Raw genomic sequence first — 25,715 nt, 5'->3', positions numbered from 1 at the left:
CCATCATGCAGGACGTTATCCCGCGGACCTATCAGGAATGGAAGCATTGCATCACGATCGACTGTGGTATCGCGTTGACCCGGGATTTCTGCCGGCAGCGCCTCAAGGCGCTGCACGATTCCAGCGACCATATGACCGGCCGCTTCGTCGAGCGGTGGGGAGAGGCCCAGAGGCAGCAATCCATCGCCTGGTTTGAGCGGGCCTTGTCCGAGTTGGATGAGGTGGAAGGCGACTAACGGACATGCAACAGGACAAGCCCATGCTCACCGAAGAAGACCTCAAAGCCGCGCCCGAGTCGGACTACATGAATGCCGACCAGTTGGCCTATTTCAAGGCGTTACTGGAACGCTTGCGGCAGGACACGATGGACGGTGTCGAAACCGCCCGACAGGCGCTGGCCAATCCGCCGGAAAACAACGATGACGCGGATCGGGCCGCCTATGAGGAAGAGTCCCGCCTGGCTTTGCGGATCATGGACCGGGAAAGAAAACTGTTGCCCAAGATTGATGCCGCGTTGCGACGCATCCACACCGGCGATTTCGGGTATTGCCAGGAGTCCGGAGAGCCCATTGGTATTCCCCGCCTGCTGACACGCCCGACGGCCGAGCTTTGCGCCGAGGTCAAGGCCCTGAACGAGCGGCGAGAGACCCTGTTTCGACATTGACGAAAGGACCGGTGCCCCGTCTGGTTGCGAGCGACCACCAGGCGGCCGGGGCCGCTTTCCGGCCTGATAACGCCTTATGCCCGATAGGTTTGGGTATCGGCTTCCAGGAAGCGAACCGGTTCGCCGCAGGGCGTCGCCTTGCATAGCCCGCCATCCCTCACCACGGTGCGCCCGCGAATGATCGTGTGCATCGGCCATCCGCGCACACGGACCCCGTCGTAAGGCGTCCAGCCGCAGACGCTGGCGATCCAGTCGTTGCTGATGGTGCGACGAGCCTCCATATCGACAATGCTCAGGTCCGCGTCGTAACCCACGGCGATCCGGCCTTTGCGTTCCATACCGAACAGCCTCGCGGGCCCGGCGCTGGTCAGGTCCACCAGCCGCGACAGACTCAGGCGCCCGGCATTGACGTGATCGAGCATGATCGGCAACAGCGTTTGCACGCCGGTCATGCCGCTGGGAGAGGTCGGGTAGGGTTTGGCCTTTTCCTCCAGGGTGTGCGGCGCGTGATCGCTGCCGATGACGTCGACGACCCCTGTTCGGACAGCCTCCCACAAGGCGTGTTGGTGAGTCTTATCGCGCACCGGCGGATTCATCTGCGCCAGGCTTCCGAGCCGCTCATAGCAATCGGGCGCGCTGAGCGACAGGTGATGCGGTGTGACCTCCACGCTCACGCGGTTCTTGTGTTGCGCCAGGAAGGCCATTTCCTGGCCCGTCGACACGTGCAGAATATGCAGGCGGCGCCCGGTCTCTTCCGCCAGTCGTACGATCCGGCACGTGGCGTTCAGGGCGCTTTCGGCATCGCGCCAGACCGGATGCTCACGGACATCGCCGCTGGCGCGGACCCGCTCGTAGCGATCCCGGAGGCGAGCTTCATCCTCGGCGTGGATGGCTACGCGCCGGCGACCGTGACTCAGGATGCGTCGCAGCGTGGCATCCTCGTCGGCGAGCAGGTCGCCGAAGGAGCTGCCCATAAAAACCTTGATCCCAGCGCAGCCGGGCCGATTTTCCAGGCTGTCCAGTTGGTCCGCGTTGACGGCTGAGCCGCCCATGTAGAAGGCGTAGTCGCACCAGGCGCGACCGTCTGCCCGGTCCAGCTTGTCCTGCAGATCGGCGGCGCTCAATGTCAGCGGCTGCGTGTTGGGCATCTCGAACACGGTTGTAACACCACCCAGTACGGCGCCTCGTGTTCCGGCATCGAGGGTTTCCTTGTGCGTCATGCCGGGTTCTCGAAAGTGGACCTGACTGTCGACCACCCCCGGCAGCACGTCGAGTCCTGTGGCGTCGATGGTCTCCCCGGCCTGCCATTGAGGGCTGAGATCACCCAGGGCAACGATGCGCCCGTCCAGGCAGGCAATATCGATTCGCTCAGCGCCGTTGGGCGTATGGACCGTGCCGCCACGAACCAGGAGGTCGGCGTGGTGTCGGGTCATACGGTGGGAAAAGTCGGTGGCCAGTGACATAGGGTTGTTCCTGTTTGACGGCAGAGTTGGGAGCTGTGGGCAGGCCGGAGCCCGCCCGGCGAAGTCAGAATTCGTTCTGGATGGCCTTGTAGCCGTTGACCAGCTCGTTATTGGTGCGCGCTACGTCTTCGGAAAACTCGCTGGCGTCCGCAGAGACGGACGGCATGGCGGCCAGATCGGTCTCGGGGCCGATCCGGGCGGTGGACGGCACGTAGAAGCGGGCCGGCAGGTCGCATCCGTCGACAACCGCGTTGTGCCGGACGACGCAGCCATCGCCAATGGAGCAGTTGAACAGAACGCTGTTGAAGCCGATGAAGGTGGAACTTCCCACGATGCAGGGGCCGTGAACGATGGCCCGGTGAGCGACGGAGGTGTTTTGCCCGATCGTCACGGCGGCGCCGGACTTCGAGTGGATGACCACGCCATCCTGGATGTTGGAATGGGCACCGATGACGATCGGCTCGATGCGGCCGTCGGCATCCACTTCATCAGCACGGATGACGGCGTAGGGACCAATGAAGACGTTTTCTTCGACGATCACCTTGCCGCAGAGGATGGCCGTCGGGTCGATGAAGGACTGGGGATGCACTTGCGGCAGATCGCCGCTGGGGTTTTTGCGAATCATTTTGGCCTCGTAGGCTGACGTGTTGTGGAGCACCGCTTATGGCGTCATAGGTTACGGCGTTGCCCCGGTGATCGGCAGTGGCGCAGACAGAGGCGGATGCAGCCTGTGGCGGCGAAGAGCAGGGCCGCGACGCAGACAATGGTGGGCCCGGTCGGTGTGTCCATCGCATAGGACGCGCGCAGTCCGGAGACCGACGCGACGCACCCGAAGACCACCGCCAGCAGGGCCATGGATTCCGGGGTCCGGCTCAGAGGCCGGGCCGAGGCGGCCGGCAGCAGCAACATGGAAGCAATCAGCAGGACGCCCACCACCTTGATCGCAACGGCCACCACAATGGCCAGCGATAACGTCAGAATCAGCTGCTCGCGTTTGGGGGACAGGTTGCTGGCGTAAGCCATATCGGGATTCAGCGTCGTCGTCAGCAGCGCCGACCAGCGAATGACCAGCAGAAAGATCACCAGCGCCGCGCCGCCCCAGATCACCGCCAGATCCTCCGGCCCGACCGCGAGGATATCGCCGAACAGGTAGGCCATCAGGTCGATGCGGATCCCCTGCAAGAAAGAGACGGCCACCAGCCCGAAGGCCAGGGCGGAATGGGCCATGACGCCCAACAGGGTATCCATCGCGTAGCCGCGGTCGCTCAGGAACGACACCAGCAGCGCCATGATCAGCGCAACAACCAGCACACCGCCGAAAATCGGCGTGGACAGCGCCAGTGACAGGGCCACCCCGAGCACCGCGGCGTGGGCCGTAGCGTCTCCAAAATACGCCATGCGCCGCCATACCACGAAACAACCCAGCGGGGCGGCGGCAATGGCCACGCCGAGGCCGGCGAGCGTCGCCCGGACCATGAAATCATCGAGCATCCTGACGCCCCTTGTCCGGGTTTGCGACCGGGTGGAGGTGGTAGACTGGAGCGCGGCTGCCCGGCCCATCGACCCCTGCCAGGTGTTCGGGCCCGGCCTGTTGATCGATCCCGAACAGGGTGCGGTATGCCTCGGAGCCGGCCACCTGTTCCGGCGAGCCTTCGCAGCGAATCGTATCTTTCAGGCAAATAACCCGGTCGGCGACCTGCATGACGCTGTTCAGCTCGTGGCTGATCAGTAAGACCCCGCAGTTGAAGGCATCACGCACCCGGTCGATCTGCTGGTAGAACGCTTTGGCGCCGGCAAAATCAAGGCCCCGGGTGGCTTCGTCCAGCAACAGCAGATCCGGCTCGTCCAATAGCGCGCGGGCCAGAAGCGCCCGCTGGAACTGCCCGCCGGACAATGTGGCCAACTGCTGCTTGCCGTGGGCCTCAAGTCCGGCGGTTGCCAGCGCGTTGGCGACTTTTCCGGCGGAATGACGTTTGGGGAGGCAAAGGAAGCGGTTCACGGTCATCGGCAGGGTATCGTCGATGTACAGGCGCTGCGGTACATAGCCGAGCCGGATACCCGGCCGCCGCCAGATCGTTCCCGACGATGGCGACATGGCACCGATCAAGGTACGCAGCAGGGTCGTTTTTCCGGAACCGTTCGGCCCGAGAATCGCGACAATTTCGCGGTGATCGACCGCCAGGTTCACGTCGTGCAGGAGCGTGTTTCCGGCAAACCGGATCGACAGCCCGTCCATAGTGATCAAGCTCATTCTTTCTCCGACTGGAGGCAGGTTTCACACAGTCCGATGATCTCGAAAACCGTCCGTTCAACGTGAAAGCCGTGACCGGAAAGTTCCAACGACCGATGCAGGGATTCGGAAAGCGCCATTTCGGTGACCAGGCCGCACTGCCGGCAAATGGAAAAACCGGGAAGGTGCCCCGGATGGTCCCCGCATGTGCAGGCTATAAAGGCATTCAGACTCTCGATCCGGTGCGCGAACCCCATGGCTGTCAGGAAGTGCAGGGCCCGATAGATCGTCGGTGCCTTCAGGTTGACGCCGTCTTCTTTCATCTGCGCCTGGACGCCATAGGCACTCAGTGCAAACGGCGAATGCAGCAGGGTTTCCAGGGTGCGCCGACGGATGGTCGTGAAATGCGCTTTCTCAAGGGCGCAGACGTTCTCCGCACGTTTCAGTGCGTCAGTCCGGATCGTCGATTGATCACAGGTCAACACCGTCACTCGCCTCATTCCGAATTTTTAAGTATGTTATAACATAACACTTAAACGTCAACATTACTGTGTCAGGAGATTGGAACCTTGAAACTTAGCCGTTTGTTTACGTGTGCCGTCAGCAGTCTGCTTATCCCGGTCGGCGCCAGCGCCGCCGTGCCTAAAGTCGTCGCGGATATCGCGCCGATTCAGTCACTGGTCTCCCAGGTCATGACGGGCGTGGGCTCGCCCGAGCTGCTGGTCCAGTCCGGCGCTTCGCCTCACACCTATTCACTCAGTCCTTCGGAAGCCGAATCGCTGCAACAGGCGGATGTGGTGTTCTGGGTGGGTGAGCCATTAACCCCGTGGCTCGAGGGATCGCTGGAAAACCTCTCTGGTGATGCCGATGTCGTTGAGTTGCTCGAGGTGCCGGGCACGACGACCTACGCCTTTCGCAAAGGTGCCACGTTCGAATCCCACGAGCATCATGGCGAACACGAGGGCGAGGAACACCATAACGACGAGCAGCATGACGATGAACACAACGGCGAAGCACATCACGATACGGCGGGCGAGGAACATCACCATCATCACGACGGGCTGGACCCCCACGCCTGGCTGGACCCGGTGAACGGCAAGGTGTGGCTGGATGCCATCGCCGGGGCGCTCTCCCAGGAGGATCCCGAGCATGCGGCGGTCTACGCTCGCAACGCCGAAGCCGGCAAGAAAAAGATCGACGCCGTGATGGCCGACGTTCAGGCGACCATCGATGAGTTGGGTGCCCAGCAGTTCATCGTCTTCCACGATGCCTATCAGTACTTCGAGAAGCGGTTTGGCATCGCCGCGGCCGGCGCCATCTCGATCGGTGACGCCTCGAAACCCAGCCCTGCACGGATCGACGAGATACGGGGCCTGGTGTCCGACTTGAAGGTCAGCTGCGTGTTCACCGAACCCCAGTACAATCCGGGCATTGTCCGCAGCGTGTTTGGAGATACCGGCGTGAATACCTCTGCCGTCATCGATCCGCTGGGTTCCGATCTGACTGTCGGCGCCGACCTCTATCCAGAGCTGCTGACATCGATTGCCGGGAGTCTGCGGTCGTGCTTTGGAGGTGGGGCCTGATGCGGGGCGAAAGCCAGGCCCAAGGCCAAGAGTGGCCTTGATCCGCGGGAAGTAAAAGGCGTGTGTGGTGCCCGTGAAAACACGGGCCAGCGGATCAGGGATTCATTGACTCACGAAGGGATGACGCATCGTTGGAACGCGGCGACCCGACAGGTCGGGGTCGCCGCGCTCGGCCTCAGGCCGCGGTATACGGCTTGTAGTCGGTATACCCCCGTGCATCGCCGCCGTAGAAGAGGCTTTTGTCCGGCTCGGCGACAGGCCAGTCGTGACGGAAGCGCTCCACCAGATCCGGATTGGATACAAAGGGCGCGCCGAAAGCGGCCAGGTCAATCAGGCCGGCGTCGATCAACTCGCCGGCTTTGGCCTTATCCAGTCCACCCGCCAGGATCAGCGTACCGTTATAAGCCTCGCGGAATTTGGCGAGGAAGCCCTCCGGCATGGCCGGTGCTCCACGGCTGGCCTGGTCCATGATGTGGACGTAGGCAATGTTGCGCTTGCCCAGTTCACGAGCGAGGTAGAGGAACGTTTCCTCTTCCCCGTCAAAATCCCCCAGATCGTGCAGACGACCGAACGGCGACAGGCGAATGCCAACGCGCGGGGCGCCCAGCTCGGCAATGCAGGCATCAACCACTTCGAGAGCGAAGCGGGCCCGGTTCTCCACGCTGTCGCCGCCGAAGCGGTCGGTACGGTCATTAACGGCGCCGTTGATGAACTGTTCGACGAGGTAGCCGTTGGCGCCGTGAACCTCCACGCCATCGAATCCCGCCTCGGCGGCATTGGCCGCGGCCCGGGCAAAGTCATCGATCACGCGCTCGGCTTCGGTGGTCGACAAAGCGTGGGGCTTGCTGGCGGTGACGAAGTCGGCCTGGCCATTGGCGTTGTAGCCGAAGGCGGCGGAATGCTCCGCCTGCTGTGTGGTGGCGCTGACCGGCGCTTTGCCGTCTTCCTGCAGCGACACGTGTGACATCCGGCCCACGTGCCAGATCTGCGTGAAGATCGAGCCGCCCAGATCATGGACGCGATCGGTGACCTTGGCCCAGCCCGCGATCTGCTCATCGCTCCAGATGCCCGGGCAATCCACAAAACCGTTGCCCTCGCGGGAAATGGGCGTGCCCTCGGTCACAATCAGACCGGCACTGGCCCGCTGGCCGTAGTAACGCACCATCTCCGCATTGGGAACGTAACCCGGCGCCCGGGCGCGCGTCATGGGCGCCATCACAACGCGGTTTTTCAGCAGGAGACCGGACAGGTCGTAGGTATCGAAAAGAGTTGCCATGACAGTTATTCCCTATCTGGATGTGTGAATACCTGCCTAAACATACGGGTGTAAAGAAATAATAAAAACCATGCATAGATTATCGAATTTATAAGAATTCGTTATGGGAATCCGATAATAGATACATGGTGGTTGTCCCTGACGGCGGGGTGTGATGTGCCGCCAGGGAGTATCACTGCTTATTCAGTTACCCTGGCTTTGCCGGCCAAGGAACCTAACGACGTCCCGTTGTGTGGGAATGGGCTCAACGGCGCCGTAGCCTTGCGTAGACAGGGCGGCCGCCGCGTTGGCGTAACGGGCTGCGTCTTCAAGTGAATCACCCAGAACATGGCGAGCCAAAAAGGCGCCGCCGAAGGTGTCGCCGGCACCGGTTGCATCCACCGCCTCGACCCGGTTTCCAGGGATGCGCTGGCGAGATTCCGGCGTGGCGACGAGAGCGCCTTCCGCGCCCAGTTTCAGGACAACAATGGGGGCACCGAGTTGCAGATAGAAATCTACGATAGCGTCGGCATCAACCAGCCCGGTCAATTGCTCGGCATCCTCGTAGCTGGGTAGAGCGATATCACACTGAGCGATCGCACTATGGGTGATGGCGCGGGCTCGTGGGAGATCCCAGAGCTTGAGGCGCAAGTTGGTATCGTAAGAGACTTTGACACCGTTCGCTCGTGCCATGTCGATAGCGCTGAATACTGTGTCGCAGGCACTGTCGCTGATCGCTTGGCTAATGCCTGATACGTGCAGGATTTTTGCCTTGGCAATCGCGGATTCTGGCAGGTCCGCAGGTTTCAGACGGCTGGCGGCGGACCCCGCGCGGAAGTAGGTGAAGGCGTGTCCCTGTGCTGTATGGGATACGAAGTAGATTCCGGTGTGAGCCTCGGGATCGCGTTTGACCAACCCGGTGTCGATGCCTTCTCTCTCCCAGAGCTCTACAAACTCATCGCCGAAGTTATCCTGGCCGAGGGCGGTAATATACCCAACATGGGCGCCCTGTCTGGCTGCAGCCACGGCGGCATTGGAGGTGTCGCCGCCGTAGCCCTGCAGATACTGGCCGCGTTGTTGATCACCTTGTGCCTGATTGAATTCAAACAGCGGCTCTCCTAGACATAAAATGTCGGCTTGCATTGCGGTCTCCATTGTTTGGGGGCCGGGCGCCCTGGTAGGGCCCCCGGCGATGAGTGGCATCAGGGCGCGGTATAGCTCTGCCTTTTGATGGGGAGCTTCCAGATCCTGAAGTTGGGTTCTTCCGGCGTCTCGAAGTCCATGTCGCCGTCGACCCAGAGATGCAGATGATTGCTCACAACGTAGAGGCTTCCGTTAGGGCCCCAGGCCAGGGTGTCCGGCCAGGCCATTTCGGGATGATACGTGAAGCGTGAAATTTCACCCGTGTCCGCATCTCGTCGCATCACGCCATTGAGCGTGAGGGCGGACATGTAGACATTGCCGGCGCGGTCTGCGGTCATGCCGTCGGTATTGGATGGCAGGACAGCGTCGACCTGGACTGCATTCTGAAGCTCAACTTCCGACTTGGTGAAATCACGCAGAAGGGCGGTCGGGATCGAGTAGAGACGGTTGCCGGTGAGGTTGGTCCAGTACAGTGTTTTCTTGTCACCGGACAGCGCAATCCCGTCGGCGCCCGTCCGCATGGGCTGCCCTTTGAGAACGGGTCTATCACCGATGTTGAAGACAAAGTTCGGATCATCCCCTGTAAATCGTGTCCGATCCAGCACCCGGCGGGCCTTGTTTTCATCTCGGTTGTAGACAATCAGACCGCCATCAAGTGGGTCGCAGAAGATGCCGGAGTCGGTGATGTAGGCGAAGCCCGAGTCATTGTCGACGGCAACGTCGTTGAGAAACGAGCATTTTTTGTTCGTATCCTCATCACTGAACTCATAGCGCTGTAGCTCCCGGTTTTTCTTGAGATCCCACAGAACGAGCTTTTCAGCCCCGGGCTTGGAAGGCTGACCGGCAATATGTCCCTGATCAAGAATCCACATTGTATCGTTCCGATCAATTTCGAAGCCTAGAACCGATTTGATGCCGTCCGGATTATCAACGTCATTCATGGCTTCGCTCGGAAAGGGAGCGAGTACGTAGTGGTCGCCGTCTTTGACCAGACGCGAGAGGGTGGCAGGCATTTCAGGGCCGGCCCAGCGAGCCGTGGATACGTACATGGTCCCTTCCGAGTCCAGCTTTAGGCCCTGGATCAGCGCCTTTCCGAAGATATCGCTGTTCTCCCAGCGAGCTCGTTGATCCTGGTCGTTGACGTCATACGACAGCCGGTTCCACTCGGCAACCACTTCAGGTTTTGTCAGCGCCTGTGCCGGTGCGGGACCTGCCGCCAGCATCAAGAGGCCGGCTGCAAGGCAGCCGGCAGAGGAGAGCGTTTTTGTTGTTTGCATCGTTGACTCCCTATCGAATCGAGGCTTGATCAGATTCGGCCATACTTGGCCAGGCCTTCTCGCAGCGAACCTGATTCCATGATCAGGCGTGCCTGTTCAAGCTCACGCTCATCGATTTCCCGGGCGAGCTTGAGCACCTCATCGACATGATCTTTGGGTACAACCACAACCCCATCGATATGTGCCACGATCAGGTCGCCCGGGTGAACCATGATATCGCCCACGACCACGGGGACATTCGAGTCGATCGTCTTGAAACGGCCCAGGGTCGTTCCCGGCGACACCGAGCGTGCATAGATCGGGAAGTCGTAATCCCTGCGAATCTCACCGATATCCCGCACACCACCGTCGAGGATGGCTCCCGCGTGCTTGTTGGCGGAGGCGCCTGCCGCCATCAGGCCACCCCAGACGGCCATTTCCGCTTCACCGCCGGTGCTGATAACGACGACGCTGCCTTCGTCTGCCTCGTCGATCAGGTCAAGGGCGTGCTGAGGTGGCAGGTTCTCGTCGGCCGGCCCTTCCAGAACGGTGACGGCCGGGCCGACGATTTTCTTGTCATTGATGCGGGGCTTGATGCTGTGATGCATGTAGCCGCGCTTACCAACAACCTGATCCACGGCGTCAGCGACCGATGCGACTTCGACGTTCTTGAATCCTTCGATAATCTCTTTGGAATACATACTTTATCTCTCCGTTTCAGCTTTACTCTTGGGCTGGCAGGGAAGGTAGAACCACCCCTTTATGGGTTATTGAACTCTGGTGGATGGATTACGAGGCATGATCCCAGCGATTGACCCAGTTGATGGGAGGCTCCTTATTGAAAACCCGGCAGACTTCCTCGGCGGCTTTGCGCTGGAGTTCGGCGATGGACTCTTCGGAGTACCAGCCGGTATGGTCGCTAATGACCACTCCTGGACAGTCCATTAGAGGGCTGTCGGACTGAGGCGGCTCCTGCTCGAAAACGTCCAGGCCGGCGCCGAACAGACGCCCGTTTTTCAGTGTGGCGGCCAGGGCCGGTTCGTCGATCAACCCGCCGCGAGCGGTGTTGATCAGCACGGCATTTGGCTTCATCAGGGCGAGTCGTCGCCTATCAATCAGGTGGCGTGTCTGATCCGTCAATGGAACGTGCAGCGAGATGACGTCCGCTTCACGGCAGAGCGTGTCCAGATCAACCGTCTCCACATCACCGGTTGAATCCTTTAAGTGGTGATCGACGACTAGAGTGCGAGAGAAGCCCAGGCCCATCGCTTTGCGATGAAAAGCCCGAGCGATTCGCCCGTATCCGACCAGACCCAGGACGCCGCCGGTAATCCGGTGCATGGGTTCCTGTCTGGCTATGTTCCAGGCACCGGCGCGCACCTGTTGATCCCGGCTCGCCGTGCGACGAGCCACCGTCATCAGCAATGCCAGGGCCTGGTCGCTGACTTCCTCGAAACCGTAGTCCGGAACGTTAGCGACAAAGATTCCCCGCTCGGCGGCGGCTTCGAGATCGATGTTATCGATCCCTGCACCGTACCGGACGATCACCTGGCACCGGTTCATTTGCTCGATGATGTCGCGCGGAAGGGGCGACTCCCGAACCATGACGGCATCGGCCTCTCTCACCGTCTCCAGGATCCGTTCCAGGTCCCCGTGGCAAGGAATCTCGCGGATACGCGCACCGACGGTATTGAGAATCGCCTGTTCAATATCGTAGGTTTCGTACCCGGTATCGATCATGACCACGTCCAACTCTGGCGTACCGGTATGAACTTCCCGTTCTGCAGTCACGCTCACTGGCCCTCCTTGTATACCTGAATCGCGTTGAACAGCCCGTCGACCCATTCCTTGCCAATCTCGTCCTCGGCCCAGGCTTTAACGGTTGGCTGAGCCCGCTCTCGGAACGCAGCTTCTTGGTCGTCGGTCAGTTCGGTGACCTGCATGCCTTTCTCGGTGAGCAGTTCCTTCGCGTTGCGGTCCTGATCCGAGGTCATTTCACGATGGACTTTCATGGCTCGTTTGATGCCCTCCGCCACGACTTTTTGCTCGTCGCTCGACAGGCGCTCGTAGAAGCGGTTGTTCATCATGTAGGCGTGAAGGCTATAGATATGCCCGTCGAGGGTGACGTAGTCCTGGTATTGGTAGAGGCTGGCGTTAATGATGTTCGTAACCCCGTTTTCCTGACCATCAACAACCCCCTGCTGCAATGCGCCGGGAAGTTCCGGCCAAGGCACCACGGAAGGGCTGGCACCGAGGGATTCCACCAGTTTCTGGAAGATTGGTCCGGGCTGGACCCGAATTTTCAGTCCCTTCATGTCGTCAGGGGAGCGGATAGGGCGCTTGCTGTTGGTGAAGTGGCGAATACCATTGTCCGCCATGCCAAACAGGCGAATACCTGTCTTGGCGAGCATGTCGTCCGCCATCTTCTGTCCGAAGGGGCCGTCGAGGACGTTCCAGGCCATTTTCTGGTCGTCGAAAATATACGGAATGCTAAACACCTGGAATGGTTTGTAGACGGGGGCGATGGCGCCATCGTGAACCACCGCAAGCTGGATGGTTCCAAGGCGCAAGCCTTCCATGACTTCCACGCCGTTGCCCAACTGACTGGCAGGATAAATCTGAACCTCCACGTCACCGCCTGTTTTCGATTCGACGTACTTTTTGAAGGTGAGCGCCGCGGCCTGAGCGGGAGCATTGTCATTGGCGGCCTGGAAGTGGGCGTACTTGATGGTCGTCGCGGCAAGCGCGGCGCCTGAGATTGACATCAGGGCCGCCAGGCCGACGGCAGCGAGAGCGTGTTTAAGGGTTGTTCTGAACATATGGGACTCCTTGTTTTTGTTGGCGTTGCCTGGACCTATCTCTGGTACCCGAAGAGGTTGGGTACCCAGGTTGAGATTTCGGGGATGAAGATGATGAGTAGCAGGACGAGCAGCTCTGCCAGCAAGAAAGGCAGTACCGCTCTGGATACAGATTCGATGCGGATGCGACCTACCGCACTGATCACGAACAGCACGGGGCCAACCGGAGGTGTCACCATCCCGACGGTAAGGTTCAGAATCAGCATCATGGCGAAATGGAGAGGGTCGATGCCGTAATGAGCGGCGATGGGGCCGAGTACGGGCACCAGGATGATGACGGCTGGCAGGGTATCGATGAACAGCCCGCAAAACAGGATGATCAAAGCCATTACCAGCAGGGCCGCGGTCGGCCCCAGATCCATACCTTCTAGCAGGCTTGCGAGGGCACTGGGCACCTGGAGAACTGTCAGGAGCCAGGCGAAGATTGCCGCCATGGAGACCACGATAAGCACAGCTGATGTGATCACGCCGCTGCGTAAAAGAATGTTTGGCAAGTCAGAGACGCTGAGACTGCGAGTCAGGAACAGCCCCACAGCCAGGGCATAGAAAACCGCAATAGCCCCGGCTTCGGTAGCGGTAAATGCCCCGCTGAGAATACCGCCTAGGATCAGCGCCGGCATCATTAATGCGGGAACGGCCTTATAGAATGACGTCCACATTCGGCGGAATGAAAACGCCGTGCGATGGCCGTTATCGCTTCGGGCACTGAGGATGTAATTCATTAATGCCAGGGCCAGACCCAGTAAAACACCGGGAATGATGCCCGCCAGAAAGAGTCCCGCTATGGTCACGTTGCCATCTGTCACCGCATAGATAACCATAATGATGCTGGGGGGAATGATGGGGCCGATGGTGGAGGTCGCGGCGCTTAGCCCGGCTGCGTACTGGGGGGTATAGCCGCTCTTACGCATCATCCTCATCACGATGGCGCTAGGGCCGGCCGCGTCGGCCAGAGCGGAGCCACTTATGCCTGCGAAGAACATGCTAACCAGTACATTGACCTGCCCGAGCCCGCCGCGAATATGCCCGACAAGGGCATTACAGAAACCCAACAGTGCGTTGCTGATTCGTGAGGCGGTCATCAGCTCCGATGCCAGTATGAAAAACGGAACCGCCATCAGCGGGAACGAGTTGATGCCATTGAACAGTCGCTGAGGAAGGACCTCCAGCGGGAAACCCCCATCGACAGTCAGCGTTAGCAGTCCGGATACCCCCATAATGAAAGCAACCGGGAGGCCTATGAGTAGCGCGACGAGAAACGAAATGAGCAGGACGGCTATCATGTTGGTTTACTCCTGCCCGTACTCAAGATGATGCGATGCGGTGGAGCCTTCCGGCCCATCTGTGTGCCAGTTGCGCGCCAGGAAATCCCGGAGGATAAGGACCAGGTGTAGAGCCAGCATCGAAGCGCCGACAGGAATGATCATGTACGGGATACTCGCGGAGATACCCAATACCGGTGTTTCCTGGCCTGCGGCGAACTGGGCGAATCCAACACCAACCCAGGCCAGCACCACTAGAAAGACCATAATGATCAGCGCAACCAGCAGGCGAAGCGGCATTAAAAAGCGGGGGAATAAATCCTGGAGAAACTCCACTGCAACCAGGCGTCCCTCACGCAGGGCGAGTCCAGCTCCGAGGTAGGTAACTGCAATCATGAGGAATCGCGACAGCTCTTCTGTCCAGGGAAGAGACACGCCAAACCCGTAGCGGCATAGCACGTTGGCCATAACGAGGATGGCCATGCCCGCCATCGCGGCCGCAATTAAGGCCTGATTCGCTCTAACGAACCATATTTCTAGTCGCTCGAGTCGAGCCATAACGGTTCTACCTTTCATTATGTTGTTCTTGTGTTCTGTATACAGCATGCTGTACCCAAAGTTTTACCCGGATTGTATACAGCATGCAACCCATATTTTTAGGGGCTGTATTCTGTATACTGAATGCGAAAGTCAGGAGAATACGGTAAGGTATTGGCAACACGCAGCGGGGATACGTCGTTTCGACGTTGTTTAAGGAAAACAGAGAACGAATGAAACAGATCACACGCTCCAGGTCGTTGACCGAAATAGCCACGGAAGAGCTTCGGGGGGCGATCGTCGATGGTACGTTACAGCTTGGCCAGTTGTTGTCCGAGAATGCACTGGCCGGCACGCTGGGCATCAGCCGGACGCCCGTTAGGGAAGCGTTGTCCCAATTAAGACTGGAAGGGCTTGTCAGAGTCACGCCCAGGGGTAGCTGCGTCTTTTCTCTCAGCGCGGTGGAGCTGAAGGAATTGTGTGAATTTCGGTTTGGTCTGGAGTCGCTGGCCATCAAGGCTGCGGTGGGGCGTCGCCGGGATCAATACGCCGAGGCGATGGCGGGCCTTATTGAATCTATGAAACGCCATCGCGGAGAAACCCAGATGAAGGAGTACCTGAATCTGGATGCGCAATTCCACAAGCTGGCGTTCAGTTATAGCGGTAACCACTACCTGGAAGAAGCTTATCGTATGGTGGAGGGGAAGATATGCGCCATGCGCACCCATTTGGCTTACCTGCACGATCTGACCGACCGAACTCTGGATGATCATCAGGCGATTGCGGAGGCTGTAGAGCGGGCCGACGCTGACGGTGCCATCGGGATCCTAGACCGCCACATCAACAGCGTTGCGAGCTACTATTCAGAGAATGCACCCGATATTGCCGAAGAGGACGCCCAAAAGAACCCGCCGCTTCGTTGATAATAGGGGCTTCGTGGTACTTCGATTCGAAGACGAAGAGGCCGTCGCTACTGCAGCCTGAGAGACAGTAACGACGGATGAAACCCGGGTTCTACATCTCAACCAATGCTTTGCCACTGAACTGCCGATGCTTGAGGGCATCGAGCCAGGCTGGCAATTCGCTGAACGGACAGATGTGGTGGGTTTCCGGCTGCAGTTGCTTGTCGGCCATCGCCTGGAGCAGCTCTTCGCCGGCTTGGGTCAACTGGTGCCATGCCTCGTCATTGCCATGGTTGTGAAGGGCGCCCAGGGCGACTTCATGCAGGGACAGGGCTTGGCCAAAGGGCGGGTTGGGCCAGTTCTCCAGTCTTCCTTCGATACAGACGAGATGTCCGTTTGCCTGGAGAGCCGGGACGAGCCGCTCCGCGTGTTGGCTGTTGACCGCGTCGATCACGGCGTGGAAGCGACCCTGGAGCGCTTCTGGCAGCTCGTTGTCGTCGGCAAGCGGACCGTGCCGTGCGTTGCTCGCGCCGAGTGAACGCAAGCGCTCCCAGTGACGGGCATTGCACAGGACCGAGACATCGAAGCCGCGCGCAACCGCCAACTGGACCAGAAAGTGGCCCACGGCACCGCCGGCGCCACTGATCAGGATCCGTGCACCGGAAGAGGCGGGGATCTTGCCAAGCGCCTGCCAGGCTGTCAGCCCCGGGCATGGAAAGCTCGCTGCCGTGTGAAAGTCGAGGGCGTCGGGTATCGGCATCAGCGCGCGGGCCGGCACCGGCGTATAGGCGGCGAAGCTGCCGGGTAGGGCAAGGCTCTGGTGGTACGCCACGCGGCGCCCGACCCAGTTCCCGGAGACGCCGTCGCCCACGGCAACCACCGTGCCTGCGCCGTCGACCCCGGGCACTTTGCCCGCCTCCCAGTTCACCAGGGCGCCGGTGAGCACTTTCCAGTCTACCGGGTTGAGACCGATCACGGCGTTGCGGACCAGGACGTCGCCCTTTGCCAGCGGTACGGTGACCGTGTTCTTCAACGCCAGGTCCTTTGGCTCATCCTGCATCTGCCATGTCCAGGCCGGGTAATGGTCGGGAATGTCATTGATTTGAGACATGCGAACCTCGGTGGTTAGATCGGCTGTCGCCGGGCCCGGTGTCGACCCGGCATTCTTGATTTACTCGTAGGCGCCCGCCGAATAGGTCAGTTCATAGCTGTGGCTGTAGATTTCCAGGATGTTGCCGAACGGGTCTTCCATGTAGACCATGCGATACGGCTTCTCGCCCGGGAAGTACTCGCGCACCGGCATGCGCTGCTTGCCGCCGGCGGCAACGATTTTTTCCGCCAGGCCTTCCACGTCGGGGTCCTGAACGCAGAAATGGAAGACGCCGGTTTTCCAGTACTCGAAATTGTTCTCCGGCTTCTCGGCGTTGTTGAACTCGAAGATCTCCACGCCGATGCGATCGCCGGTGGACAGGTGCGCGATGCGGAACGAGCTCCAACCGGCACCGAAGACATCCGTGCACATCACGCCAATGGCGCTGTCATCTTCCTCGATGGTGGTCGGCGGCATGATCAGGTACCAGCCCAGAACCTCGGTATAGAACTTGACGGCGGCTTCGAGATCCGTGACCGACAGGCCGATATGGGAAAAGCTGCGCGGATAGGTCGTACTCATCGTTAAAACTCCTCTGGAACGTGTCTGACCAGAGTAGGTTTCGCGATGTATAATATAAACAGACGACCACTTATATAGTTGATAACAGTTTCTTATGCTAAGTCCACAATGGTTGCGTTCGTTCGCGGTACTGGCGGAGCTGGGTAACTTCACCCGCACCGCGGATCAGTTGGGCCTGACCCAGGCGGCTGTCAGTCAGCATATCCGGCATCTGGAGGATCGGTTGGGGCCTCTGTTGATCCGGCAGGCGCGGCAAATGGACCTGACCCCGGCGGGACACGCGCTGCTGGCTTACTGCGAAGAACTGGAGCGGGCCGACAAGCGCCTTCAGCTGCGGTTGTCCGAAGGCGACAAAACCCATGGCGAAGTAAGCCTGGTTACGCCGGGCAGCAGTGGGTTGTCCCTCTATCCTCTGTTGCTCGACCTGCAGCAGGAGCACCCGGGTCTGGTGATTCGTCATCGTTTTGCGCCGGACTCGGAAGTGCTGGAAGCCGTGCTCGAAAACCGCTTTGAAATGGGGTTGGTCACCGTGAAACCCGACGATCCGCATCTGGCTTCCTGCCATTTTGCCGAGGAACCACTGGAACTGGTGGTGCCGGCCGGCAAAGCCATCCGGGAATGGTCCGATCTGGTGCAGCTGGGGTTCATCGATCATCCGGACGGACGCGCGATGGCAACGCGCCTGTTGAGCCGCTGTTTCCCCGGCGAGCCCGGCATTCGCAATATCCCGGTGCGGGGCTTTATCAACCAGGTTGGGCTGATCCTGGAGCCGGTCGCGCGGGGAATCGGTTTCACAATCCTTCCCCGATACGCGCGACAGGCTTTTGCGAGGAACGACGCGATTGAGGTGGTGACCTTTGAACGGGATGTGGTGGATTCCCTCTGGCTGATTTCCCGTGCGGAGTGGCCGCTGTCGGCGCGAGCGCGATATGCGTCCGAATACCTCAAACAGCGCCTGGCGGAGAGTTCGCCACCGGCGTGACTGGCGTCCTGAGCGGGTTATGGGCCCCCAGATATCAGGCAAGATGATGGGCTATATCAAGCAATGCATTTGGACTGATATCAGGCGCCTGGCCAGAATACTCCCCAGCTGTCGGGTTGATTAAGCCCGATCGATGATTTGCGATCCAAACGACTGAGGAGATGAGCCATGGCTGATATTGTCTGGCCGGAAAATTACCTGCCGGGAACCACCGATAATTTTGTATCCAACGAAGTCATCGTCGCCGGGCTGAGTGTGGCCGATGTCTGGCCCTATCTGGTGAATACCAACGCCTGGCCGACCTACTACAGCAATGCCTTCGAGATCCGTTTTCATGATGCCAGCGGGCCGGAATTGAGCGACGGTGCGCGTTTCCGTTTCACCACGTTCGGCTTCCCAGTCGAATCCGAGGTTGTTGAGTACGTTGCCCCACGCGGCGATCAGCCGGCGCGTGTCGCCTGGCATGGCTGGGTCGACGGAAACGAGGCCGAGCGCCTTGATGTCCATCACGCCTGGCTGCTAGAAGATTTGCCGGGCGGCCGGGTACGGGTTTTGACTCAGGAAACCCAGGTTGGGCAGCCAGCGCAGGAGCTGGCTGCGACCAGTCCCAACCCAATGCTTAACGCCCACCAGGAATGGCTGGATGGCCTGATTCGTGTCGCGAAGGAACAAGCCACGATCTAATCGGTCGCCTGCTGACGCTCCTCGAAGAGCTCGGCCAGCAAGTTGCGCACCCATTGGTGGACAGGATCCCGGTGGGTGCGTTCATGCCAGGCCAATACCTTGGAGAAACCGGGGATGGGGATTGGGGGCTCAAGCAATGACAGGCCAGGCTCCTCCTTGACCAGCCGATAGGGCACCACGGCAACCAGGTCGCTGACACGCAGGGCTTCGAGCAGGACCAGAAAGCTGGGTACGGAAAAGGCGATCCGCCGCTCGCGTCCCAATTCCTGCAGCATCGTGTCGGTTATTCCGCTGAATCCGCCTTCAAACGAAACCAGCGCGTGATCGAGCGAACAGAAATCGTCCAGCGACAGAGTTTCACGGGCCATCTCGTGGTCTTCGCGCAAGATACAGACATACCTCTCATCAAACAGGTGCCTGGCGCGCAAGTCTGCCGGTGCGCTTTCTGGCGTCATCAGAGCCAGATCCACTTCACCGCGTTCGAACTGCCCCTGAATCTTTGAATGGTCGAGGGCCCGTGCGGCCACGCGTATGCCGGGAGCGAGCGACCGCAGCCGCTCCAGAAACGGAACGACAACCGCGCGTAACGCGTAATCCGTTGCCGCAATGGTGAGGGGCATCTGAACGCTTTTAGGGTCGAAGGCTACCGGCTGGAGCAATTTTTCGATATCGGACAGCACCGCTTTAATGGGCTGGGCCAGCTCCAGTGCCCGCGTGGTGGGGACAACGCCGTGCTGAGCTCGAACGAAAAGCGGATCATCGAAACTCTGGCGCAGACGAGTCAGCATGCCGCTGACGGCCGGCTGCGTGAGCGCCAGCCTTTCTGCGGCTCGGGTAACACTGAGTTCATCGATCAGGACATCAAAGGTTTTGAGCAGGTTGAAGTCGAGTTTGCGAAGGTCGGCCATTCGTCGGGTTCCGGCGTGGATGTACGGCAGATATGGGTTACATGCTATCGGAATGCAACGTTCCCGGGCGATAGTAAAGCAGGGTAAACGCTGACGGGCAGGATGATCGACACCGCGAACGTTCATGGGCGTAGGCACCCAATCACGGGTTTGCTAAGGTCTGAAAAGGACCCTCTCATGTCTCTCGACAGCGACGACAGCGACGACAGCGACGACAGCGACGACAGCGACGACAGCGACGACAGCGACGACAGCGATAAAAGGTGCTTCACGATGAGCAACCCCGTGATTCCGGAAACCATGAAAGCCATGGTGCTGACAGGCCACGGTGACGTGGACAAGCTGGTTTACCAGGATACGCCGACGCCCAAACCCAAGCCGGGCCAGGTGCTGGTGAAAGTGACGGCGACCGCCAAGAACAACACGGACCGAAAGGCGCGTGAGGGCCTTTACCCGACCAAGGACAAGGGCGACGTGACGTCTTTCGCCATGGGGGGCGAACCGACGCTGACCTTTCCACGTATCCAGGGCGCCGACATCGTCGGCCAGGTGGTTGCCGTGGGTGAGGGCGTTGATGCCTCCCGCATGGGCGAGCGGGGCCTGCTGGATTTCAACATCTACGCCGACGACCGGCGCGACATCAATCTGACGCCGGATTATTACGGCCACGGCGCTGACGGTGGCTTCGCCGAATACGTGGCCCTGCCTTCCGACCAGTTTCACCATGTGCCTAACCCCGAGCTGGCCGATGCCGAGCTGGCGTCCATGGGCATGTGTTCTTACCAGACCGCCTACCACATGATGACCTCGGCCCGCATCAAGCAGGGCGAGCGTGTGCTGGTTACCGGCGCCAGTGGCGGCGTGGGGACGGCGCTCATCCAACTGTGCCGGATCGTCGGCGCCATTCCATACGCGCTCAGCCAGCAGAGCAAGGCCAAGGCGCTAAAGGCCCTGGGGGCCGAAGCGGTGCTGGACCGATCCGATATGGACGCGTTCGAGGAGCGGGTGAAAGCGGTCACCGGAGGCGCGCCCATTGATGCGGTGATGGACCTGGCCGGCGGCGAGATGACTGACCGCTTCATCGACACCATGATCTTCGACATGAACGCCCGCGGCGACTACCCCAGGCTCAGCATCGCCGGGGCCAGCGCCGGCAATCTGTCCGAAATCATGTGGACACGGATTTACCTGTACCAGGTCCAGATCTTCGGCGTATCCCATGGCACCCGTGAGGAAGCGGAGCAACTGGTCGCCTGGATCCGCGAGGGCCAACTCAAGCCGGTGCTGCACGCGGCGTTCAAACTCTCCGACCTGTATGAGGCGGAGCGTTACTTCGTCAACCGGGGCAGCGGTTACCTGGGCAAGATCGTGATTGTCCCGGATTCGGAGTGGGGCAAACATGGGGAGCGGTTTGGGTTGTCTTCCTGAGGCAGCCCCGCAGTGCAGACTCCAGCGTTGAAACTCAGGGTCAGGACGCCTTGAGAAGCCCTCGACCGGAACCGACCAGGAGCACCGCGATACCGGAGAGCGCCGCGCTGCCAACGAACGTGGCTGCGATACCCACGTGGTCCAGCAGAAACCCGCCAAACGCTGCGCCCAAAAGAATCGAGGCCTGGATGGTGGCAACGATCAGGCTGCCGGCAGCCTCCGGTGCGTCATCGACGTTCTGCGAAAGCCAGGTCATCCAGCTGATGGGGATGGCATTGTTCAAGGCACCCCAGACCGCCAATAGTAGCCCGGTGACCAACACCAGCTCCCCGAATTCGATCAGCCCCAGAGTGACGAGTCCCATCGTCAACGGCATCAGCTGGAGCAGCCGTATGGCGTGACGGGTCGAGAACTTTCCGCCCAACCACGTGCCCGCAAACCCCATAAAGCCAAGTACCAATAACAGAATGGACAGAACCGTCACGTTCACTTGGGTGACGGTTTCAAGAAAGGGTCTGAGATACGTAAACATGGCGAAGGCGCCGGCGAACGTGAACATCGTGGCGGCCATGCCCCGGGCGAAATAGGGGCGTTTGAGAACGTGAATCAGCGTGCCGATGGTCTGTCGCTGATTAGCCGGCAGCGAGGGCAGTGATACCCACTGCCAGACCAGGTTGATGGCAACCAGCGGCACCAGAAGCCAGAAAACGCCGCGCCAGCCCATAAAACCTCCGAGGTAGCTGCCCAGCGGTGCGGCGAAGGCGGCCGCCACCGCCTGCCCGGTGAACATCACGGAGAGCGCGCGAGACACGAACTCCGGCGGCACCAGCCGCATGATGACCGCCGTGCCGAGGGCCCAGAATCCGCCGATGCTGATTCCGAGCAGAGCCCGTGCCAGCATCAGTGCGGCGAAGTTCGGTGCGCTGGCGATCAGGACCAGCGAGAAGAGCATCAGTGCCGTCATCGACAGCAATATCACCTTGCGATTGAGACGGCCGGCCACCGTTGTCATCAGTAGGCTGGCCATCACCGCGAAAAAGCCGCTGACCGAGATTGCCTGGCCCGTTTGGCCTTCGCTGGCCCCCAGGCCTTCGGCGATCGGTGTCAGGAGGCTGACAGGCATAAACTCCGAAGCGATCAGGAGCGCCACACAGAGCGACATGGAAAAGACGGCACTCCACGCGCTCGTTGAGCCGCCCGTGGCCATCGTTTGATTTGAACTCGTCATTGCGCTCCCGGGTAGTCGTCGGTCATCGAATTAGCCGGACGGACACTAGTCTTGTCGCCCGTTGCCAACAACCGCCGCCAGACGATGGGGCCTATGAATTCAGTGCATCAATTTGGCGTTCTTAAGCCGTTGGAGATCGTTTAAGGTAGGCAATCATGCCAAATGAGTGATAAATGATGCGTGAAGAACTGGGCGATCTCTCCGTGTTCATGACCGTGGCCGAGGAAAGCAGCTTTACCCGGGCATCGGTACGCCTGGGGCTATCGCAGTCCGCCGTCAGTCATTCCGTGCGCCGGCTGGAAGCCTCAGTCGGGGTTAAACTGCTCAATCGTACGTCCCGGCGGGTGTCGACGACGGACGCGGGCGAGAAGCTGTTGGCGACCCTGCGGCCCAGTTTCGGCGAGATTAACGCCCGCATTGAGGAAATCCGCATGCTGGGCGATGCGCCACGGGGCCTGGTGCGGTTGTCCGCCAGCAAGGCGGGCGCGCGGGTGCTCTGGCCGAAGCTGTCGAAGATTGTCCGCGATTACCCCGAGGTTCAGATCGAACTGAACCTGGAAAGCCGACTGACCGATCTGGCCGAAAACCGTTTCGATGCCGGCATCCGGCTCAGGGAGTTCGTCAGCCCCGACATGATTGCCGTTCGGGTTGGTCCGCCCATTCGAATGGTGGCGGTAGCGTCGCCGGAGTACTTCCGTGAACGCGGCGTCCCCGAGCATCCCACCGACCTTGACGATCACGCCTGTCTGCAGCTGCGGTTTCACTCCCATGCGTCGCCCTACGACTGGGAGTTCGAGAAAGACGGCGAAGAGATCGTGAAGAAGGTGTCCGGCCCGTTTGTCTTCAGTGAGAGCGACATCTGCATCGACGCCGCCAAGGAGGGGCATGGCATTGCGTTCGTTACGGAGCCGGAGGTCGTCGACGATATCCGGGACGGAACCCTGCGCCGGGTTCTGGCGGATTGGTGCCCGCCCTTTGAGGGCTATCACCTGTGTTATTCGGGACGTCGCCAGATCAGTTCCGCGTTCCGGCTGGTGATTGATCGCCTGCACTATCGCGAGTAGGCGCGACCATCAAAAGCACCATTGATGAATACGATGCATAGCTGCGACCACTTTAACCCCCTATATCCCGGGATTTGTCGACTCTACGATTAATCCTGTTGATAAACAGTGAGCCTGAACAGGAGGACATCATGAGCGACAATATTCAGGGGAAAGTGGCCGTCATCACCGGAGCCAGCAGCGGTTGCGGGGAAGCCACCGCACGTTTGCTGGCGGAACGTGGCGCATCGGTCGTGCTGGGCGCCCGCCGCCTGGAGCGTATCGAGGCGCTCGCCGCGGAACTGACCGAGGCGGGCTTCCAGGCCAAGGCGGTCCAGACTGACGTGGCCGATCGTGCACAGGTCCAGAATCTGGTTGATGTAGCGGTTGAGACCTTCGGCCGCGTTGATGCGATGCTGAACATCGCCGGGCTGATGCCGCTGGCTCCGCTCGAGGACCTGAAATTTGACGAGTGGGAGCAGATGATTGACGTCAACCTGAAGGGCACCCTCTACGGCATTGGCGCCGCTTTGCCTCACATGAAGGCGCAGAAATCCGGCCACATCTTTAACGTGTCTTCCGTATACGGGCACAAACTCGGACCTGACGCGTCCGTCTACTGCGCCACTAAATTCGGCGTTCGTGCGCTGTCCGAAGGGCTGCGTCAGGAAGTGAAGCCGTACAATATCCGCACGACCGTTCTGTCACCGGGTGCCGTTGCCACCGAGCTGCTGGACCACATCAGTGACCAGACAATCCGGGAGCAGACCCAGGATTTTGTCAGCCAGATTGCGATCCCGCCGGAAAGCTTCGCCCGCATGGTGGGCTTTGCCATGAGCGAGCCGGACGACGTGGACGTTAACGAGATCCTGTTCCGTCCGACGGCACAGCCGATCTAATGCGCCCGGGGCAGGCCGGTTCACCGATCGGTGAACCGGCCTGATGTCGGAGCCATGTTTTTGTGGGGTTGACGCCACCCGGTCCGGGCATCAGGCGTCGTATCTCAACGCATCCACGAGGACGGCCAGCGCCGGCGAAGACTGTTTGCGGTGAGGGTAGAAGACGTGCAGTCCGGGATGGGTCGGGAACCAGTCCTCCAGCACGTATTGCAACCGTCCCTCGGTGACATACGGGCCCACGACATCGTCGGGCAGGTACGCCAGGCCGTAGCCCTCCAGCGCGGCATCGAGCATCTGGTAGGAGTTATTGAACGTCAGCTGGCCGCTAACGCGTACACTCAGTTCCCGGTCTCCCTGGCGGAGCTTCCAGGCCATCAGGCCGCCTTTGGTGGGCAGTCGCAGATTAATACAGTTATGGCTGGTCAGATCCTCCGGCGTGCGGAGCGGAGGTTTTCCGTCGAGGTATTCCGGCGCGCCAACAATGGCCATCCTCAGGTCGGGCGCGATCCGGACCGCAATCATATCCTTGGCAACCTGTCCGCCAAGGCGAACGCCCATGTCGTAGCGTTCCGCCACAATGTCGGCCAGGCCGTAATCAATGGTGATCTCGACCTCCAGGTCAGGGTATTCGTGAAGCACTTTCGAGAGTTTGGGCCAGAGCACGTTACGTGCCGCGTGGTCCGTCGCCGTAATCCGGACTTTGCCAGCCGGTGTATCCCGAAACTCCTCCAGGTTGGCCAGATCTTCTTCGATTTCCTCGAATTTCGGCGCCACTTTCTGCAGCAGTCGCTCGCCGGCATCGGTTGGCGAAACACTGCGCGTCGTCCGTGTGAGCAAGCGAAGGCCCAGCCGTTCCTCAAGCCCCCGCACTCGATGGCTCAAGGCCGATTGTGACAGCCCGAGCTGTGCCGCGGCGCGGGTAAAGCTTCTTTGCCGCGCCACAGCAATGAACGCCAATAGGTCGCTATAACCTTCCTGTGCCATCGAATCCTCAGTCTGTTTCGGGTCGGTGCGGGCGGCCGATTATTCATCATAGCTGTTATAGCGTGCTTGATTAATGAATCTGTTGCATTGGTGCATTCGATATACCCTCGTTAATCGGCGTCCTCCTCTTTGATAAAACTATCAGCTGTCTTTTGAAACGGTTCCGGGCAGCGCCCGTGCGCGTGGCCGGAGCGATCAACCAATGTGTCCCGACAATACCCTGGGGAGAGTTCTTATGAAAAAACTGGCAGCAGCAACGGCCATTGCCTGTTCCATGACATCTGCCGGCGCCTTTGCGGAGGACTCCGCTGCCACGATGGTGGTTAAGCCGAATGGCTCGCAGGAGACGTTCATTGGACCGGATCAGTACTTCACCGGCCACGCCCGAGTGGACCGACTGCAGAACCCCGAAGCCCCGTCGCGGGTATCTGCCGCGTACGTCTCCTTTGATCCCGGCGCGCGCTCCGCCTGGCACACCCACCCGCTGGGGCAAACACTGGTGGTTACCCAGGGTGTGGGCTGGGTTCAGCAGGAAGGCGGCGAAAAGATTGAGATCAAACCCGGTGATGTGGTCTGGACACCGCCGGGCGTAAAGCATTGGCATGGCGCGTCTTCCGAAAACGCGATGCAGCATATCGCCATCCAGGAGGCGAAGGAGGGCAGCAACGTGGAATGGATGGAGCAGGTAAGCGACGAGCAGTACCTGGACTGACGCCAGCCTGACTGCATTTACT

At 60.1% G+C, this 25,715-nt stretch carries 28 protein-coding genes; 10 read left to right on the top strand and 18 right to left on the bottom strand.

The window, feature by feature from the left end; genetic code table 11:
• Positions 1-5: 5 nt before the first annotated feature.
• Complete coding sequence (locus tag DKK67_RS10280; protein ID WP_111496254.1) at positions 6-236, top strand: hypothetical protein; 231 nt, start codon at positions 6-8, stop codon at positions 234-236.
• Between the two features lie 23 nt (positions 237-259).
• On the top strand, positions 260-664 hold the full coding sequence (dksA, locus tag DKK67_RS10275; protein WP_228160566.1) for an RNA polymerase-binding protein DksA: 405 nt from the start codon (positions 260-262) through the stop codon (positions 662-664).
• A gap of 74 nt (positions 665-738) precedes the next feature.
• Here the strand turns inward: dksA and DKK67_RS10270 are convergent, their stop codons facing one another.
• From DKK67_RS10270 to DKK67_RS10250, 5 genes are all read right to left on the bottom strand, one after another.
• Complete coding sequence (locus DKK67_RS10270; RefSeq protein ID WP_111496252.1) at positions 739-2,127, bottom strand: dihydroorotase; 1,389 nt, start codon at positions 2,125-2,127, stop codon at positions 739-741.
• Between the two features lie 64 nt (positions 2,128-2,191).
• A complete protein-coding gene (locus DKK67_RS10265) occupies positions 2,192-2,752 on the bottom strand; it encodes a gamma carbonic anhydrase family protein (RefSeq protein ID WP_111496851.1) in 561 nt (186 codons plus the stop codon).
• A gap of 44 nt (positions 2,753-2,796) precedes the next feature.
• Positions 2,797-3,618, bottom strand: coding sequence for a metal ABC transporter permease (locus DKK67_RS10260; RefSeq protein WP_111496251.1), 822 nt, complete (start codon positions 3,616-3,618; stop codon positions 2,797-2,799).
• Positions 3,608-4,363: a metal ABC transporter ATP-binding protein gene (locus DKK67_RS10255; RefSeq protein WP_204355772.1), complete on the bottom strand. Its 756-nt coding sequence runs from the start codon at positions 4,361-4,363 to the stop codon at positions 3,608-3,610. The genes DKK67_RS10260 and DKK67_RS10255 overlap by 11 nt, the downstream gene beginning before the upstream one ends.
• Positions 4,364-4,374: 11 nt before the next feature.
• A complete protein-coding gene (locus DKK67_RS10250) occupies positions 4,375-4,848 on the bottom strand; it encodes a Fur family transcriptional regulator (protein WP_204355771.1) in 474 nt (157 codons plus the stop codon).
• 78 nt (positions 4,849-4,926) lie between these two features.
• On the opposite strand from DKK67_RS10250, the gene DKK67_RS10245 reads away from it, so the two are divergent.
• Complete coding sequence (locus DKK67_RS10245) at positions 4,927-5,940, top strand: zinc ABC transporter substrate-binding protein (protein ID WP_228160565.1); 1,014 nt, start codon at positions 4,927-4,929, stop codon at positions 5,938-5,940.
• A 175-nt stretch (positions 5,941-6,115) separates the two neighbouring features.
• Here the strand turns inward: DKK67_RS10245 and DKK67_RS10240 are convergent, their stop codons facing one another.
• The 8 genes from DKK67_RS10240 to DKK67_RS10205 form a co-directional block, all read right to left on the bottom strand.
• On the bottom strand, positions 6,116-7,216 hold the full coding sequence (locus DKK67_RS10240) for an alkene reductase (protein ID WP_111496247.1): 1,101 nt from the start codon (positions 7,214-7,216) through the stop codon (positions 6,116-6,118).
• 183 nt (positions 7,217-7,399) lie between these two features.
• Complete coding sequence (locus DKK67_RS10235; protein WP_111496246.1) at positions 7,400-8,338, bottom strand: sugar kinase; 939 nt, start codon at positions 8,336-8,338, stop codon at positions 7,400-7,402.
• Between the two features lie 59 nt (positions 8,339-8,397).
• The gene (locus DKK67_RS10230; protein ID WP_204355770.1) at positions 8,398-9,615 is read right to left on the bottom strand and encodes an L-dopachrome tautomerase-related protein; all 1,218 of its coding nucleotides are present in this window, start codon (positions 9,613-9,615) and stop codon (positions 8,398-8,400) included.
• 29 nt (positions 9,616-9,644) lie between these two features.
• Entirely contained in the window at positions 9,645-10,295 is a 651-nt protein-coding gene (locus DKK67_RS10225; protein WP_111496245.1) for an RraA family protein, read from the bottom strand.
• A gap of 88 nt (positions 10,296-10,383) precedes the next feature.
• On the bottom strand, positions 10,384-11,334 hold the full coding sequence (locus tag DKK67_RS10220) for a C-terminal binding protein (protein ID WP_111496849.1): 951 nt from the start codon (positions 11,332-11,334) through the stop codon (positions 10,384-10,386).
• Between the two features lie 53 nt (positions 11,335-11,387).
• Positions 11,388-12,413 (bottom strand): TRAP transporter substrate-binding protein DctP, encoded by a 1,026-nt coding sequence (gene dctP, locus DKK67_RS10215; protein WP_111496244.1) that lies wholly within the window; start codon positions 12,411-12,413, stop codon positions 11,388-11,390.
• A gap of 35 nt (positions 12,414-12,448) precedes the next feature.
• Positions 12,449-13,735, bottom strand: coding sequence for a TRAP transporter large permease (locus tag DKK67_RS10210; protein ID WP_111496243.1), 1,287 nt, complete (start codon positions 13,733-13,735; stop codon positions 12,449-12,451).
• Between the two features lie 6 nt (positions 13,736-13,741).
• The gene (locus tag DKK67_RS10205; protein WP_162628816.1) at positions 13,742-14,272 is read right to left on the bottom strand and encodes a TRAP transporter small permease; all 531 of its coding nucleotides are present in this window, start codon (positions 14,270-14,272) and stop codon (positions 13,742-13,744) included.
• Positions 14,273-14,484: 212 nt separating this feature from the next.
• Here DKK67_RS10205 and DKK67_RS10200 point away from each other — a divergent pair, with 212 nt between their 5' ends.
• Complete coding sequence (locus DKK67_RS10200) at positions 14,485-15,174, top strand: GntR family transcriptional regulator (protein WP_111496241.1); 690 nt, start codon at positions 14,485-14,487, stop codon at positions 15,172-15,174.
• A gap of 91 nt (positions 15,175-15,265) precedes the next feature.
• Here the strand turns inward: DKK67_RS10200 and DKK67_RS10195 are convergent, their stop codons facing one another.
• Positions 15,266-16,264 carry a zinc-binding dehydrogenase gene (locus tag DKK67_RS10195; protein WP_204355769.1) on the bottom strand — a complete coding sequence of 333 codons (999 nt, stop codon included), beginning with the start codon at positions 16,262-16,264 and terminating at the stop codon, positions 15,266-15,268.
• Positions 16,265-16,324: 60 nt separating this feature from the next.
• A complete protein-coding gene (locus DKK67_RS10190) occupies positions 16,325-16,825 on the bottom strand; it encodes a lactoylglutathione lyase family protein (RefSeq protein WP_111496239.1) in 501 nt (166 codons plus the stop codon).
• 94 nt (positions 16,826-16,919) lie between these two features.
• Here DKK67_RS10190 and DKK67_RS10185 point away from each other — a divergent pair, with 94 nt between their 5' ends.
• Together DKK67_RS10185 and DKK67_RS10180 are read left to right on the top strand one after the other, a co-directional pair.
• Positions 16,920-17,807 carry a LysR family transcriptional regulator gene (locus DKK67_RS10185; RefSeq protein ID WP_111496238.1) on the top strand — a complete coding sequence of 296 codons (888 nt, stop codon included), beginning with the start codon at positions 16,920-16,922 and terminating at the stop codon, positions 17,805-17,807.
• 168 nt (positions 17,808-17,975) lie between these two features.
• On the top strand, positions 17,976-18,491 hold the full coding sequence (locus DKK67_RS10180) for an SRPBCC family protein (RefSeq protein ID WP_111496237.1): 516 nt from the start codon (positions 17,976-17,978) through the stop codon (positions 18,489-18,491).
• On the opposite strand, the gene DKK67_RS10175 is transcribed toward DKK67_RS10180, so the two are convergent.
• Complete coding sequence (locus DKK67_RS10175; RefSeq protein WP_111496236.1) at positions 18,488-19,399, bottom strand: LysR family transcriptional regulator; 912 nt, start codon at positions 19,397-19,399, stop codon at positions 18,488-18,490. The genes DKK67_RS10180 and DKK67_RS10175 overlap by 4 nt on opposite strands.
• A gap of 285 nt (positions 19,400-19,684) precedes the next feature.
• Between DKK67_RS10175 and DKK67_RS10170 the strand changes: the two genes are divergently transcribed.
• Complete coding sequence (locus DKK67_RS10170; protein WP_111496848.1) at positions 19,685-20,827, top strand: zinc-binding dehydrogenase; 1,143 nt, start codon at positions 19,685-19,687, stop codon at positions 20,825-20,827.
• A 40-nt stretch (positions 20,828-20,867) separates the two neighbouring features.
• Here the strand turns inward: DKK67_RS10170 and DKK67_RS10165 are convergent, their stop codons facing one another.
• Positions 20,868-22,055, bottom strand: a complete 1,188-nt coding sequence (locus DKK67_RS10165; protein WP_111496235.1) for an MFS transporter — start codon at positions 22,053-22,055, stop codon at positions 20,868-20,870.
• Between the two features lie 173 nt (positions 22,056-22,228).
• On the opposite strand from DKK67_RS10165, the gene DKK67_RS10160 reads away from it, so the two are divergent.
• Together DKK67_RS10160 and DKK67_RS10155 are read left to right on the top strand one after the other, a co-directional pair.
• Complete coding sequence (locus tag DKK67_RS10160; RefSeq protein WP_204355768.1) at positions 22,229-23,119, top strand: LysR family transcriptional regulator; 891 nt, start codon at positions 22,229-22,231, stop codon at positions 23,117-23,119.
• Between the two features lie 131 nt (positions 23,120-23,250).
• Positions 23,251-23,997 carry an SDR family oxidoreductase gene (locus tag DKK67_RS10155; protein WP_111496234.1) on the top strand — a complete coding sequence of 249 codons (747 nt, stop codon included), beginning with the start codon at positions 23,251-23,253 and terminating at the stop codon, positions 23,995-23,997.
• A gap of 90 nt (positions 23,998-24,087) precedes the next feature.
• On the opposite strand, the gene DKK67_RS10150 is transcribed toward DKK67_RS10155, so the two are convergent.
• A complete protein-coding gene (locus tag DKK67_RS10150) occupies positions 24,088-24,981 on the bottom strand; it encodes a LysR family transcriptional regulator (RefSeq protein WP_111496233.1) in 894 nt (297 codons plus the stop codon).
• A 235-nt stretch (positions 24,982-25,216) separates the two neighbouring features.
• On the opposite strand from DKK67_RS10150, the gene DKK67_RS10145 reads away from it, so the two are divergent.
• The gene (locus DKK67_RS10145) at positions 25,217-25,693 is read left to right on the top strand and encodes a (R)-mandelonitrile lyase (RefSeq protein ID WP_111496232.1); all 477 of its coding nucleotides are present in this window, start codon (positions 25,217-25,219) and stop codon (positions 25,691-25,693) included.
• The last annotated feature ends 22 nt before the right edge of the window (positions 25,694-25,715 follow it).

The sequence above is a fragment of the Marinobacter bohaiensis genome (assembly GCF_003258515.1).
GTDB classification, from domain to species: Bacteria; Pseudomonadota; Gammaproteobacteria; order Pseudomonadales; family Oleiphilaceae; genus Marinobacter_A; species Marinobacter_A bohaiensis.
The sequence above is the reverse complement of the archived record's forward strand: the minus strand, read 5'-3'. Positions and strand labels throughout refer to the sequence as shown.

Excerpts from the sequence above, each read along its gene's own strand:
- DKK67_RS10225 (WP_111496245.1), bottom strand. The coding sequence starts at position 10,295 with ATGTATTCCAAAGAGATTATCGAAGGATTCAAGAACGTCGAAGTCGCA.
- DKK67_RS10145 (WP_111496232.1), top strand. The coding sequence starts at position 25,217 with ATGAAAAAACTGGCAGCAGCAACGGCCATTGCCTGTTCCATGACATCT.
- DKK67_RS10190 (WP_111496239.1), bottom strand. The coding sequence starts at position 16,825 with ATGAGTACGACCTATCCGCGCAGCTTTTCCCATATCGGCCTGTCGGTC.
- DKK67_RS10200 (WP_111496241.1), top strand. The coding sequence starts at position 14,485 with ATGAAACAGATCACACGCTCCAGGTCGTTGACCGAAATAGCCACGGAA.
- DKK67_RS10235 (WP_111496246.1), bottom strand. The coding sequence starts at position 8,338 with ATGCAAGCCGACATTTTATGTCTAGGAGAGCCGCTGTTTGAATTCAAT.
- DKK67_RS10230 (WP_204355770.1), bottom strand. The coding sequence starts at position 9,615 with ATGCAAACAACAAAAACGCTCTCCTCTGCCGGCTGCCTTGCAGCCGGC.
- DKK67_RS10210 (WP_111496243.1), bottom strand. The coding sequence starts at position 13,735 with ATGATAGCCGTCCTGCTCATTTCGTTTCTCGTCGCGCTACTCATAGGC.
- DKK67_RS10270 (WP_111496252.1), bottom strand. The coding sequence starts at position 2,127 with ATGTCACTGGCCACCGACTTTTCCCACCGTATGACCCGACACCACGCC.
- dksA (WP_228160566.1), top strand. The coding sequence starts at position 260 with ATGCTCACCGAAGAAGACCTCAAAGCCGCGCCCGAGTCGGACTACATG.
- DKK67_RS10160 (WP_204355768.1), top strand. The coding sequence starts at position 22,229 with ATGATGCGTGAAGAACTGGGCGATCTCTCCGTGTTCATGACCGTGGCC.
- DKK67_RS10240 (WP_111496247.1), bottom strand. The coding sequence starts at position 7,216 with ATGGCAACTCTTTTCGATACCTACGACCTGTCCGGTCTCCTGCTGAAA.
- dctP (WP_111496244.1), bottom strand. The coding sequence starts at position 12,413 with ATGTTCAGAACAACCCTTAAACACGCTCTCGCTGCCGTCGGCCTGGCG.
- DKK67_RS10265 (WP_111496851.1), bottom strand. The coding sequence starts at position 2,752 with ATGATTCGCAAAAACCCCAGCGGCGATCTGCCGCAAGTGCATCCCCAG.
- DKK67_RS10180 (WP_111496237.1), top strand. The coding sequence starts at position 17,976 with ATGGCTGATATTGTCTGGCCGGAAAATTACCTGCCGGGAACCACCGAT.
- DKK67_RS10260 (WP_111496251.1), bottom strand. The coding sequence starts at position 3,618 with ATGCTCGATGATTTCATGGTCCGGGCGACGCTCGCCGGCCTCGGCGTG.
- DKK67_RS10155 (WP_111496234.1), top strand. The coding sequence starts at position 23,251 with ATGAGCGACAATATTCAGGGGAAAGTGGCCGTCATCACCGGAGCCAGC.
- DKK67_RS10195 (WP_204355769.1), bottom strand. The coding sequence starts at position 16,264 with ATGTCTCAAATCAATGACATTCCCGACCATTACCCGGCCTGGACATGG.
- DKK67_RS10185 (WP_111496238.1), top strand. The coding sequence starts at position 16,920 with ATGCTAAGTCCACAATGGTTGCGTTCGTTCGCGGTACTGGCGGAGCTG.
- DKK67_RS10150 (WP_111496233.1), bottom strand. The coding sequence starts at position 24,981 with ATGGCACAGGAAGGTTATAGCGACCTATTGGCGTTCATTGCTGTGGCG.
- DKK67_RS10165 (WP_111496235.1), bottom strand. The coding sequence starts at position 22,055 with ATGACGAGTTCAAATCAAACGATGGCCACGGGCGGCTCAACGAGCGCG.
- DKK67_RS10175 (WP_111496236.1), bottom strand. The coding sequence starts at position 19,399 with ATGGCCGACCTTCGCAAACTCGACTTCAACCTGCTCAAAACCTTTGAT.
- DKK67_RS10220 (WP_111496849.1), bottom strand. The coding sequence starts at position 11,334 with ATGATCGATACCGGGTACGAAACCTACGATATTGAACAGGCGATTCTC.
- DKK67_RS10280 (WP_111496254.1), top strand. The coding sequence starts at position 6 with ATGCAGGACGTTATCCCGCGGACCTATCAGGAATGGAAGCATTGCATC.
- DKK67_RS10255 (WP_204355772.1), bottom strand. The coding sequence starts at position 4,363 with ATGGACGGGCTGTCGATCCGGTTTGCCGGAAACACGCTCCTGCACGAC.
- DKK67_RS10205 (WP_162628816.1), bottom strand. The coding sequence starts at position 14,272 with ATGGCTCGACTCGAGCGACTAGAAATATGGTTCGTTAGAGCGAATCAG.